General features: G+C 39.3%; 15 protein-coding genes and 1 pseudogene (1 of these 16 cut by a window edge). All 16 read left to right on the top strand.

From position 1 onward, the window contains the following. Positions 1–122: the final stretch of a YqeG family HAD IIIA-type phosphatase gene (locus tag EL097_RS00960; protein WP_003046696.1), read on the top strand. Its footprint begins 406 nt before the window's first position; only the last 122 of its 528 coding nucleotides appear in the window; the start codon falls outside the window, past its left edge; it ends in the stop codon at positions 120–122. Beyond that, entirely contained in the window at positions 122–1,240 is a 1,119-nt protein-coding gene (gene yqeH / locus EL097_RS00955) for a ribosome biogenesis GTPase YqeH (RefSeq protein WP_003046699.1), read from the top strand. Before EL097_RS00960 ends, yqeH begins: the two co-directional genes overlap by 1 nt. A 26-nt stretch (positions 1,241–1,266) precedes the next feature. Next, on the top strand, positions 1,267–1,575 hold the full coding sequence (gene yhbY, locus EL097_RS00950) for a ribosome assembly RNA-binding protein YhbY (RefSeq protein ID WP_003046702.1): 309 nt from the start codon (positions 1,267–1,269) through the stop codon (positions 1,573–1,575). Positions 1,576–1,653: 78 nt separating this feature from the next. After that, positions 1,654–2,286 carry a nicotinate-nucleotide adenylyltransferase gene (locus tag EL097_RS00945; protein ID WP_003046705.1) on the top strand — a complete coding sequence of 211 codons (633 nt, stop codon included), beginning with the start codon at positions 1,654–1,656 and terminating at the stop codon, positions 2,284–2,286. Then, positions 2,283–2,876, top strand: coding sequence for a bis(5'-nucleosyl)-tetraphosphatase (symmetrical) YqeK (gene yqeK / locus EL097_RS00940; RefSeq protein WP_003046709.1), 594 nt, complete (start codon positions 2,283–2,285; stop codon positions 2,874–2,876). The genes EL097_RS00945 and yqeK overlap by 4 nt, the downstream gene beginning before the upstream one ends. Positions 2,877–3,182: 306 nt before the next feature. Beyond that, positions 3,183–3,317: an isochorismatase family protein gene (locus EL097_RS11100; protein WP_331444980.1), complete on the top strand. Its 135-nt coding sequence runs from the start codon at positions 3,183–3,185 to the stop codon at positions 3,315–3,317. A 74-nt stretch (positions 3,318–3,391) separates the two neighbouring features. Next, positions 3,392–3,745 (top strand): ribosome silencing factor, encoded by a 354-nt coding sequence (gene rsfS, locus EL097_RS00930; protein WP_003046714.1) that lies wholly within the window; start codon positions 3,392–3,394, stop codon positions 3,743–3,745. 46 nt (positions 3,746–3,791) lie between these two features. Beyond that, positions 3,792–4,535 carry a class I SAM-dependent DNA methyltransferase gene (locus EL097_RS00925; protein ID WP_003046716.1) on the top strand — a complete coding sequence of 248 codons (744 nt, stop codon included), beginning with the start codon at positions 3,792–3,794 and terminating at the stop codon, positions 4,533–4,535. A 73-nt stretch (positions 4,536–4,608) separates the two neighbouring features. After that, the gene (locus tag EL097_RS00920) at positions 4,609–5,706 is read left to right on the top strand and encodes a nucleotidyltransferase (RefSeq protein WP_003046718.1); all 1,098 of its coding nucleotides are present in this window, start codon (positions 4,609–4,611) and stop codon (positions 5,704–5,706) included. A gap of 102 nt (positions 5,707–5,808) precedes the next feature. Continuing rightward, positions 5,809–6,525 (top strand): MerR family transcriptional regulator, encoded by a 717-nt coding sequence (locus tag EL097_RS00915; RefSeq protein ID WP_003046721.1) that lies wholly within the window; start codon positions 5,809–5,811, stop codon positions 6,523–6,525. Between the two features lie 258 nt (positions 6,526–6,783). Next, positions 6,784–7,500, top strand: a complete 717-nt coding sequence (locus EL097_RS00910; protein WP_003046724.1) for a YebC/PmpR family DNA-binding transcriptional regulator — start codon at positions 6,784–6,786, stop codon at positions 7,498–7,500. Between the two features lie 206 nt (positions 7,501–7,706). Further along, on the top strand, positions 7,707–8,549 hold the full coding sequence (locus EL097_RS00905) for an amino acid ABC transporter substrate-binding protein (RefSeq protein WP_003046727.1): 843 nt from the start codon (positions 7,707–7,709) through the stop codon (positions 8,547–8,549). 240 nt (positions 8,550–8,789) lie between these two features. Then, positions 8,790–9,635 carry a MetQ/NlpA family ABC transporter substrate-binding protein gene (locus EL097_RS00900; RefSeq protein ID WP_003046730.1) on the top strand — a complete coding sequence of 282 codons (846 nt, stop codon included), beginning with the start codon at positions 8,790–8,792 and terminating at the stop codon, positions 9,633–9,635. 71 nt (positions 9,636–9,706) lie between these two features. After that, positions 9,707–10,864 (top strand): annotated as a pseudogene (locus EL097_RS11180) (M20/M25/M40 family metallo-hydrolase); the annotation flags it as partial. Positions 10,865–10,897: 33 nt separating this feature from the next. Further along, complete coding sequence (locus tag EL097_RS00890; protein WP_003046732.1) at positions 10,898–11,962, top strand: methionine ABC transporter ATP-binding protein; 1,065 nt, start codon at positions 10,898–10,900, stop codon at positions 11,960–11,962. Then, positions 11,963–12,655, top strand: coding sequence for a methionine ABC transporter permease (locus EL097_RS00885; RefSeq protein ID WP_003046736.1), 693 nt, complete (start codon positions 11,963–11,965; stop codon positions 12,653–12,655). Positions 12,656–12,676 lie beyond the last annotated feature (21 nt).

Raw genomic sequence — 12,676 nt, 5'->3', positions numbered from 1 at the left:
TAGTGAAGCCCCTTGTTCAATCTGATGCTTGGAACACAAAGATTAATCGCTGGCGAGAACGCCGTGTTTTGGCAAAATTAGAAGAGAAATATGGTAAGTTATCATATCAAAAAGGAATTTAATGGAAGAATTATTTTGTATAGGTTGTGGGATTCAGGTTCAAACTGAAGATAAGAAGAAAGCAGGTTTTACACCAGCTGCAGCTTTAAAAAAAGGTCTCGAGACAGGGGAACTATATTGCCAGCGCTGTTTTAGATTACGGCATTATAATGATATTACGGATGTTCACATTACCGATGATGAGTTTTTAAGGCTCCTTCATGAAGTAGGAGATAGTGATGCTCTTGTGGTCAATGTGGTTGATATTTTTGATTTTAATGGCTCTATTATTCCAGGGCTATCTCGCTTTGTTTCTGGTAATGATGTTTTATTGGTTGGTAACAAAAAAGATATTTTACCGAAGTCTGTTAAGGATGGCAAAGTGACTCAATGGCTGGTAGAACGTGCTCATGAAGAGGGGCTACGTCCGTTAGATGTGATGTTGACGAGTGCTCAAAATAAATATGCTATTAAAGAGCTAATTGAGCGTATCAACACATTACGCAAGGGTCGGAATGTCTATGTGGTTGGGGTAACCAATGTTGGGAAATCGACCTTAATTAATGCCATTATTCAAGAAGTTACAGGGGATAAAGATGTTATCACAACGTCTCGTTTTCCTGGGACAACTCTTGACAAAATTGAAATTCCTTTGGATGATGGGACATTCATTTTTGATACACCAGGAATTATTCACAGGCACCAGATGGCTCATTATTTATCTGCCAAAGATTTGAAAGTGGTCAGTCCTAAGAAAGAAATCAAGCCTAAGACTTACCAATTAAATCCTAAACAAACTCTCTTTTTAGGTGGTTTGGCTCGATTTGATTTTATTAGTGGAGAACGGCAAGGCTTCACCGCTTTTTTTGACAATGAGTTGGGGTTGCATCGGACAAAGTTGACTGGAGCAGATACGTTTTATGACAAACACTTGGGTGGTTTGTTAACACCGCCAGGTCAAAAAGAAGCAGTGGATTTTCCTAAGTTGGTTCGTCATGAGTTTGTGATTGATCAAAAAATGGATCTTGTCTTTTCTGGCCTTGGCTGGATTCGCATTAATGGTCAAAAAGAGTTGAAAACGAAAATTGCTGCGTGGGCGCCTGAAGGGGTTGCTGTTCTTGTCCGCAAAGCTATTATTTAAAAAATAAAAAAAGAAGTTGGAAAAACATGCTTACAAGTAAACAAAGAGCCTTTTTAAAATCTGAAGCGCATAGCTTGAAACCAATTGTTCAAATTGGTAAAAATGGATTGAACAATCAGATCAAAACGAGTATTCGTCAGGCTTTGGATGCCAGAGAGTTGATTAAGGTAGCTCTTTTGCAAAATACTGATGAAGATATTCATGAAGTGGCAGAGATTTTAGAGGAAGAAATTGGCTGTGATACGGTTTTAAAAATTGGTCGTATTTTGATTCTATTCAAGGTCTCAGCTAAGAAAGAAAACCGCAAATTGTCACCGAAAGTTAAAGCAATCTAATGATAGACTTGTTATGAAGGCCTTGTCGTGCCAAATGGGATTGCTAACACTATTGTGATGAGGATATTTGGAGAAACTATGTCTTTAGAATTGTTGACACCTTTTACGAAGGTTGAATTAGAGGAAGAAAAAAAAGAAAGTAATCGCAAACAAATTGGGATTTTAGGTGGGAATTTTAACCCCATTCATAATGCTCATCTTGTGGTAGCTGATCAAGTTCGCCAACAATTAGGATTAGATCAGGTCTTATTGATGCCTGAATTTCAGCCACCACATGTTGATGCTAAGGAAACCATTGATGAGAAGCATCGACTTCGGATGTTAGAATTAGCTATTGAAGATAACGATAGTTTAGCTATTGAAACCTGTGAACTTGAGCGTCAGGGAATTAGTTATACTTATGACACGATGGTCTATTTAACTGAGCAGCATCCAGATGTTGATTATTATTTTATCATCGGGGCTGACATGGTTGATTATTTGCCTAAATGGTACCGCATTGATGAGTTGATGAAACTGGTTCAATTTGTCGGGGTTCAACGTCCTAAATACAAAGCTGGAACGTCTTACCCTGTGATTTGGGTGGATCTTCCCTTGATGGATATTTCTTCTAGCATGATTAGGGATTTTATTAAAAAAGGTCGTCAGCCGAATTACCTTTTGCCTAAAAGGGTTTTGGACTATATCACTCAAGAAGGTTTGTATCAATGACATATCAAGATTATCTCCCTTATGATAGGGAAGAACTTTTGGAAAAAATTGCAGGGCAGATGAGTCCTAAACGTTTTAAACATGTGCTTGGTGTGGAAAAGGCAGCTTTATCCTTGGCAGAGCGTTATGGTTGTAATCTTGACAAAGCAGGATTAGCAGCTCTTTTGCATGATTATGCCAAGGAATGCCCTGATCAGGTATTTCTAGATTTGATTGACAAGTACCAGCTATCTCCCGAATTAGCCAAATGGAATAATAATGTCTGGCACGGTATGGTTGGTATCTACAAAATCCAAGAGGATTTAGGGCTACAAGATAAAGATATTTTGCGAGCTATTGAAATTCATACGGTCGGAGCAGCTGAAATGACTTTGCTGGATAAGGTCTTATACGTTGCTGATTATATCGAAGAAGGTCGTGTCTTCCCTTTGGTTGATGACGCTAGAGAAATTGCGCAGCTTGATTTGGATAAGGCTGTTGCCTATGAAACAGTTCATACGGTAGCTTATTTAGCGTCCAAAGCGCAGCCTATTTTTCCACAAACGCTAGATACCTATAATGCTTTTTGTCATTGTTTGAAAGAGAATTAAATGAAAAAAGCCTTGCTAGTTATTGATTGTTAAAGGGCATTGGTAGAGGCAAAGTCATATGCTATTGATGCCTGTCTGAAAACTTGGTAGATGGCTATTCAAAGGGCGCGTCGTCAAGGCATCGAAGCGATTTATGTGCGTCATTAGAATCATGATTTGCTTTTTGGTAGTTCGGGTTGGGAAATTGATGAGTCAGCAGCACCTCAGGAATCAGAAAAAATTTTTGATAAGTCCTATAATTCAGCTTTTAAGGAGACTGGTCTGGTAGACTATTAAAATGACAAAGCGTGTGATTACCCAGTGATTATGGGAATGCTCACTAATTATTGCATTGATACGACGGCGAGGGTTGCTTTTGAACTTGGGTATCGGGTATCAGTGATAGAACATGGCTCAATAACTTTTGATGATGAGGTTATTCCACCCCCCTCTGTTGATTGATTACCATGAAACCTTGTGGAATGGAAGATTTGCTCTAGTGGAGCAATTAGATATGGTTTTAGATGAGGAATAAAATGAAAAAAGAAGAACTGTTAGAAATCGTTGTCAAAGCAGCGGATGAAAAACGTGCGGAAGATATGTTAGCTCTTGATTTAGAAGGGTTGACAAGTTTGACTGATTATTTTGTGATTGCGAGTGCAACAAATAGTCGCCAGTTAGAAGCTATTGCAGAGAATATTCGTGAGAAGGTTAAAGCAGCTGGTGGAGATGCCAGTCATATGGAAGGGAACAGCCAAACTGGTTGGGTTCTGCTGGATTTGAACGATGTTGTGGTACATCTTTTTTCAGAGGACGAACGTTACCATTACAATCTTGAAAAATTGTGGCATGAAGCGCCAATTGTGGCTCTAGATACCTATTTGGCTTAATGTTATAAAGGGACCTTGTCCTACGGCAGGGTTTTTGAGGATGACAATGCAAGATAATTATGAAAAATTTGCATCAGTTTATGATGCTGTCATGGACGACTCACTTTATGACTTGTGGACAGACTTTTCGCTCCGTCATTTGCCAAAGACAAAGGAACGAAAACAGTTGTTAGAGTTGGCCTGTGGAACAGGTATTCAGTCGGTACGATTTGCCCAAGCAGGTTTTGAGGTAACTGGCTTAGATTTGAGTCAAGACATGTTGGCTATTGCTGAAAAACGGGCTCAATCTGCTAAAAAGAAAATCAACTTTCTTCAAGGCAATATGTTAGATTTGTCACAGGTAGGATCGTTTGATTTTGTAACCTGCTACTCGGATTCCATTTGCTACATGCAAGACGAAGTTGATGTTGGTGATGTTTTTAAAGAAGTTTATGATGTTTTAGCAGATGATGGCATCTTTATTTTTGATGTGCATTCAACCTATCAAACAGATGAGCTTTTCCCAGGTTATTCTTATCATGAGAATGCAGATGATTTTGCCATGGTTTGGGACACCTATGCTGATGAGGCACCTCATTCTGTTGTTCATGAACTCACTTTCTTTATTCAAGAAGCAGATGGGCGTTTTTCTCGCTTTGACGAAGTGCATGAGGAGCGAACGTATGAATTATTGACCTATGATATCTTGTTGGAGCAAGCTGGTTTCAAGTCATTTAAGGTCTATGCTGATTTTAAGGATAAGGAACCAACTGAGACCAGTAAGCGTTGGTTTTTTGTGGCACAAAAATAACAACTGGACTTGTCTGGTTTTACAACTCATCCTTTCTAAAGCGAATAAGAACTAAAGGAGAAAAAGATAGTCTATGACCGTTACGGGTATTATTGCAGAATTTAATCCCTTTCATAATGGCCACAAGTATCTCTTGGAGCAAGCACAGGGCTTAACGGTTGTTGCCATGTCTGGTAACTTTATGCAACGGGGGGAGCCGGCGCTTGTGGATAAGTGGACAAGAACTCAAATGGCATTAGCAAATGGAGCTGACCTAGTGGTTGAGCTCCCTTTTCTGGTTTCGGTGCAGTCGGCTGATTATTTTGCTCAAGGAGCTGTGGCTATTTTAGAAAAATTAGACATTGACACCCTGATGTTTGGTACTGAAGAGGAATTGGATTATCAAGGCTTGGCATCTCTTTATGAGGACAAGGCAGCTCAAATGATGTCCTATCTCAATGAGCTTCCAGACAGCCTGTCTTACCCACAAAAAACACAGCAGATGTGGCAGACATTTGCTGGGCTAGCCTTTACAGGCGACAGCCCAAATCATATTTTGGGGTTAGCTTATGCTAAGGCTTGTGCGGGTAAAGGAATCCGTTTAACACCGATTAAGCGTCAGGGTGCTGGCTTTCATTCGGAAAAGAAGTCGAGCCAATTCGCCTCTGCGACAGCTATTCGCAAACATCTTTCGGATGAGGCATTTGTGGATAAGTCTGTTCCCAATGCTAGCCTATTATTAACTTCTCCACAGGTTTCTTGGGATAACTATTTCCAGTTGTTGACCTATCAAATTCTTACCCATGTGGATTTGACACAAATTGTTCAGGTTAATGAAGAACTGGCAAGTAGAATCAGCGCAGCTATTCGGAGCGTAGCGACGATAGAAGAATTGATTGACCACGTGGCGACCAAGCGTTACACCAAGGCGCGCGTACGGCGGGTGCTGACTTATATTCTGGTCAATGCCATGGAAACCTCACTGCCTGAAGCAATCCATGTTTTGGGATTCTCTGACAAGGGGCGTGCCCATCTTAAGTCACTCAAAAAAAGTGTGTCAATAGTTTCTCGCATTGGAGCTGAGCCTTGGGATACCTTAACACAACAAGCAGATGCCGTTTATCAACTAGGAAATATAGCCTTGGCAGAACAAACTTGGGGACGTTGGCCGATAATGGTATCAGAAAAATAAAATGATTCTTGACACTCACGTTAGGTCATAGCTTATACTGTTTGTTAAGGTGACATTGAGGATACTAGTAACTTAGCATCACCTTACTGAGGAGGAAATAGTTTGAAAACGGTAAAAGAAGTGAGTCAGTTAGTTGGGTTGAGTGTGCGCACCCTGCATTATTATGATGAGATTGATTTATTAAAGCCGACTTTAGTTAGGGATAATGGCTATCGCTTTTATGATCATCTTGCTTTAGCACAGCTTCAAGACATTCTACTTTTTCGTGAATTGGACTTTCCTTTAAAAACCATAAAAACATTACTGAATAGCCCTACCTATGTTCAAGGAGCAGCTCTTGCTGATCAGATTAGATTACTTGAAATGCGTCAACAGCATTTGGAAGAGCTTATCCAGCATGCCAGGGTTTTACAAAAAGGAGGAGAACAGATGACTTTTGAAGTATATGATAAGTCTCAGTTGAGGGCTTTTGAGGAAGAAGTGATAGAACGTTGGGGAAAAACAGATGTTTATGAGGCCTATCAGTCTCGAAAGGAAGCCCTTAGGACAGAGCAATTATTACAGGAGATGCAAGAGATTTTTAAGAGGTTTGGTGATTTAAAACAAGAATCTATTGCCTGTCCACTAGTTCAACATCAGGTCGCCAAGTTACAAGACTATATTAGTCAGAATTTTTACCCTTGTGATATGAAAATATTAGAAAGCCTTGGGCATATGTATATCGAAGACAAACGGTTTAAGGAGTCTATTGACCGAATGGCTGGTATCGGAACAGCAACTTTTGTGAGTCAAGCTATTAGGCATTATTGTCAGTTTTAATGACTGATGATAGTACAAGTTTAAGTGTGAAGGCAGTCTAATGAGAACGTAAGGGTTACAGCTCGGGGACCCTGCTAACGGGTTTACTAGAGAAACCGAACCTGAGCTCGCGGTAGCATTCTAGAAGCTTTTTAAGTCTCTTCTAATTCCTAATTTACTATCTTTTTTGAAAGTGCTATAATAAGAGAGTTAAAGTTCAATTCAGCTAAGCTGATGATAAAAGGACTCAATTAAAATTGTAATTACGAGGAGACAAACATGGGACGTAAATGGGCAAATATTGTTGCTAAAAAAACGGCTAAAGATGGAGCCACTTCAAAAGTTTATGCCAAATTTGGTGTGGAAATTTATGTGGCTGCTAAACAAGGAGATCCAGATCCAGAGTTAAACACAGCCCTAAAATTTGTTATTGATCGTGCCAAACAAGCACAGGTTCCAAAACATGTTATTGACAAAGCCATTGACAAGGCTAAAGGTAACACAGATGAAACCTTCGTTGAAGGTCGCTACGAGGGCTTTGGTCCTAATGGTTCAATGATTATCGTTGATACCCTAACGTCCAATGTTAACCGTACTGCGGCTAATGTTCGTACGGCTTACGGTAAAAATGGTGGCAACATGGGAGCAGCTGGTTCAGTCTCTTATATGTTTGATAAAAAAGGTGTTATTGTCTTTGCAGGCGATGACGCTGACAGTGTTTTTGAGCTCTTGTTGGAAGCCGATGTTGAAGTGGATGATGTGGAAGCAGAAGAAGGAACAATTACTGTTTACACAGCTCCAACAGATCTTCATAAAGCGATTTTGGCGCTGCGCGAATCAGGTATTGCTGAATTCCAAGTGACTGAGTTAGAAATGATTCCTCAATCAGAAGTAACGCTTGAAGGAGATGACCTTGCGACTTTTGAAAAATTGGTGGATGCTTTAGAAGCAGATGATGATGTTCAAAAAGTTTACCACAACGTTGCAGATGTCTAAGTTCCAATAAAAGGATCGCAAAGAGCTGGAAGTGATTTCGGCTCTTTTTAAGCAGATAACTGTCCACTAACTAATTTGTGATGTGACCTCAATGGTATCATTCAGAAAGCCATAAAAAGATCGTATCAAGGTGATAGAAAGTAATTATTAGTTAACTCTCATTAAAAGTGGTACACTAGTCATAGGAATAAAAAAGGAGAGATATGATGACTAAAAAAAAATATTTAGGAGTGACAGCTATTGCGCTAGCGTCCACAGCTGTTTTAGCAGCTTGTAGCTCATCAAAAACAGCTGAGTCTGGAGATAAGAGAAGTACTCCAGAAGTCCTATTTGCCACAGTTGGAACGACGGCGCCCTTCTCATATGAAAAGAGCGGTCAGTTAACGGGTTATGATATCGAAGTTGCCAAAGCTGTTTTTAAAGGTTCAGATGACTATAAAGTATCCTTTAAGAAAACTGAATGGTCTTCTATTTTTACGGGCTTGGATTCTGGAAAATACCAAATGGGCGGTAACAATATTTCCTTTACCAAAGAACGATCTGCTAAGTACCTCTTTTCCTATCCAATCGGCTCAACTCCGTCTGTCTTAGTTGTTCCAAAAGATAGTGATATTAATAGCTACGAAGATATTCAAGGGCATTCAACACAAGTCGTTCAAGGGACAACAAGTGTCGCTCAACTAGAAGCTTTTAACAAAGAACATAGTGATAAACCGGTCACTCTAAAATTCACTAATGAAAACATTACTCAAATGTTAACCAATTTGAGTGAAGGCAAGGCAGACTTTAAGATTTTTGATGCTCCAACCGTTAATGCTATTATTAAAAACCAAGGTTTAGATAACCTCAAAACCATTGAGTTAACATCAACAGAGCAACCGTTTATCTACTTTATTTTCAGCCAAGATCAAGAGAAATTGCAAAGCTTTGTTAACAAGCGCATCAAAGAATTAGCTGCTGATGGAACCCTTAGCAAGCTGGCCAAAGACCATCTTGGTGGGGACTATGTTCCTGCGGAAAAAGACTTCAAGCTTCCTAAAGCCAATTAAATACCCTATTAACCAGTTATTCGTTGAGAAGGCTGGTTTCTTTGTCAGTTTTATATAAAGTATACCCGTGGTACGAGTTAATTTCAAAATGTCTCATTGGGCTTTTTATTGTAGTTTGAGATTATCTAGCACCATTTGTATAGTTTAAAACTATATATTATCCTAGAAATTACCAATTTGAAAACTATATCTAATTGAGATACAATAAACACAGTCAACAAATGAATTGAGGATATAGAAATGACATTAAGAAAAGTTATTGGATTAGTTGGAATTACCCTAGCATCAACGCTATTAGTTGCTTGTTCTGGAAAACAAGATGATAAAAACACCTTGACCATTGGTGTTATGACCAAAACAGAATCTGACCAAGCCAGATGGGACAAGGTTGAAGAACTCTTGAAAAAAGATAAGATTACCTTGAAGTACAAAGAGTTCACAGATTATTCCCAACCTAACAAGGCTGTAGCTAATGGCGAAGTTGATATTAATTCTTTCCAACATTACAACTTCTTGAATAACTGGAACAAGGAAAATAAGGAACATTTGGTTGCCATTGCTGATACCTATATCAGTCCAATTAACCTTTTCTCAGGAACTAGCCAAGACGGCAAAGCTAAATATAAGTCAGTGGCTGATCTTCCAGATGGTGCCCAAATTGCCGTGCCAAATGATGCGACGAATGAAAGCCGTGCCCTCTATGTGCTTCAATCGGCTGGCCTCATTAAATTGAACGTGTCTGGTGATCAATTGGCAACCATTGCCAATATCTCAGAAAACAAAAAGAAATTAGACATCAAGGAATTAGATGCTAGCCAAACTGCACGTGCCTTGGTATCAGCTGATGCGGCTATTGTTAATAATAGTTATGCTGTCCCAGCAAAAATTGACTACAAAACTTCTCTTTATAAAGAAAAAGCAGATGACAATTCAAAACAATGGATTAACATTATTGCAGGTCAAAAAAATTGGGCAAAATCAGAAAAAGCTGAGGCTATTAAAAAACTCATCAAGGCCTACCAAACTGATGACGTGAAGAAGGTAGTTGATAAGACGTCAAATGGTGTTGACGTACCCGTATGGTAAATTTTTAACAATTGCTATAACAGGAGGATAGAGGCGTGTCTGGCACGCCCTTTCTTGTATTTAGGAGAAAGATGAGGATCAAGACACAATTAGAAAAACGGTTAAAGACATGCTGGGAAGCTAGTTTAACTTAGAATTACCTTGAAGGTTTAAGGAAACTCATTGCCCATCGTTTTATTTATGCTCAGCAAATAGGACTTGAAGAAACTGCTCATTTTCTGGAAGAGATTTTTAGCACCGCAGGAGCTCAAGTTATGGTTGATAAAACCTATATGGCACCTTTTGTATTAGCTACTTTTAAGAGCCCTAGACCAGATGCCAAAACAGTCATTTTTTACCAATACTATGACACCATGGCTGCTGATAATGATCAAAAATGGTCTAGTGATTTTTTTACTCTGATAGAGCGTGATGGTTACTTGTATGCAAGGGGAATAGATGACGATAAGGGACATATCATTGCTAGATTGACAGCGGTTATGAGTTACCTAAGCCAGTACAAGGAAGCTCCTTTAAAACTTGTCTTTATGATGGAAGGGGCAGAAGAATCAGCGTCAGTGGACTTAGAAAAATATTTGGCAAAGTACGTCACAGATTTTCAGGGAGCAGACCTTTTAATTTGGGAACAGGGCATCCGCAATGAGCAAGATCAATTGGAGCTAATAGGTGGTATAAAGAGATTTTAACCTTCGATATAACTGTTGACAGTGCTAAGCTTGATATTCATTCCAAGTATGGTGGGGTTATTGATTCAGCCTTCTGGTATTTACTTGAAGCCATCACAAGCTTAGGTGATAGTCAAAGTCGTCTTTTGGTTATGAGCAGGTGCAAGAACCAACTGAGTGAGAATTGGCTTTGATTGAAACGTATGCCATTGATTGATGAGAAGATTTAAAAAAGCTTTACGGACTAGAGCTTCCTATGTTACAATCAGAACGGCGTGATTTTTTGAAAGCCTATTATTGCCAGCCGTCTATAGGTATTCAGGGGATCTGCTCAGGTTATCAGGAGCAGGAGGTTAAAACCATTATTTCATCTCAAGCTTCCGCTAAAATGGAAGTGCGTTTAGTTCTTGGCCTTGATCCTGAGTTTGTATTTGAATACATTTAGTCCTATCTCTTGGAGAATGGCTCTGATAAAGTCACTTCACTTTGGTCTATACTTTAGGGGAAAAGAGTTACCGTAGTGATTTATCTGCACCAGCCATTCAGCAAGTGATTGCTGTTGCCATATCGTATTAATAGAGGAGTTACTAAAATCTTATGAATGAAGCGATTATTCAATTAGATCATATTGATATTACCTTCCATCAAAAAAAACGTGTTATTGAAGCTGTTAAAGATGTGACGGTTCATATCAATCAAGGAGATATTTATGGTATTGTTGGGTATTCAGGTGCTGGAAAATCAACTCTTGTGCGTGTGATTAACTTGCTACAAGCCCCAACAAATGGGAAAATCACCATTGATGGTGATATAACTTTTGATCAGGGGAAAGTTCAGTTATCAGCCGATGCCCTCCGTCAAAAACGACGTGATATTGGCATGATTTTCCAACATTTCAATTTGATGGCCCAAAAAACCGCTAAAGAAAATGTAGCATTTGCGCTCCGCCATTCTCCTTTAAGCAAGGCAGAAAAAGACCAAAAAGTAGTGGCATTATTAGAACTTGTTGGTTTGTCAGAGAGGGCAGATAATTATCCTGCTCAGCTATCTGGTGGGCAAAAACAAAGAGTGGCTATCGCGCGTGCCCTAGCTAACGATCCTAAAATTTTGATTTCAGATGAGGCCACATCAGCACTAGATCCAAAAACTACCAAACAAATTTTGGCGCTCTTGCAGGAATTAAATCGAAAACTTGGTCTTACCATTGTCATGATTACCCATGAAATGCAAATTGTGAAAGATATTTGCAATCGTGTTGCCGTTATGCAAAACGGTGTCCTCATTGAAGAAGGCTCTGTTCTTGATATTTTTTCAAATCCAAAAGAAGCCTTAACACAGGAATTTATTACCACAGCAACAGGAATTGATGAAGCTTTAGAAAAAATTAACCAACAGGACATTGTCAAGCACCTTCCAGCTAATGCTTTACTAGCTCAGTTGAAGTATGCAGGGACTTCTACTGATGAACCTCTATTGAACAGCATTTACCGTCAATTTGAAGTGACAGCCAATATTTTATACGGCAATATTGAGATTTTAGATCATGTTCCAGTTGGCGAAATGATTGTTGTGCTTGAAGGTAACCCAGCGAATATTGCTGCAGCTGAGAAAGCCTTGCATGAAGCCGGTGTCGATGTCAGCATTTTGAAGAGAGGAGCCTAGATGACACAGTTAATTCAAACCTATTTACCCAATGTTTATGAGCTTGGTTGGTCAGGCGATGCTGGCTGGGGATTGGCCATTTGGAATACTTTATACATGACCATTGTACCTTTTATTGTCGGTGGTGCTATTGGTCTTTTTGTAGGTCTATTGCTTGTTTTAATGGGATCTGGTGGTGTGATTGAAAATAAGCTCGTTTGTTGGATTATTGATAAAATCACCTCTGTTTTTCGTGCCATTCCTTTTATCATCTTAATTGCTATTTTAGCGAGTTTTACTTATTTGATTATGGGAACTATCTTGGGGGCAACTGCTGCCTTGGTACCATTGACCTTTGCAACCTTTCCTTTCTTTGCTCGCCAAGTGCAGGTCGTCTTTTCAGAGCTTGACAAAGGAGTTATTGAAGCAGCACAGGCTTCGGGAGCTACCTTCTGGGATATTGTTAAAGTATATCTGAGCGAAGGTCTTCCAGACTTGATTCGTGTTTCAACGGTAACCTTAATTTCTTTGGTTGGTGAAACTGCTATGGCAGGTGCTATTGGCGCTGGAGGTTTAGGAAATGTTGCCATCTCGTATGGTTACAATCGCTTTAACAATGATGTGACCTGGGTTGCGACCCTTATTATTCTCTTAATTATTTTTGCTATTCAATTTATTGGTGATAGTTTAACCAGACGATTCAGCCATAAATAAAAAAATAAAACAACACCTCAA

This window comes from Streptococcus canis, from assembly GCF_900636575.1.
Taxonomy (GTDB): Bacteria; Bacillota; Bacilli; order Lactobacillales; family Streptococcaceae; genus Streptococcus; species Streptococcus canis.
Note: the sequence above shows the minus strand (reverse complement) of the source record. Positions and strands in the feature narration are given on the sequence as shown.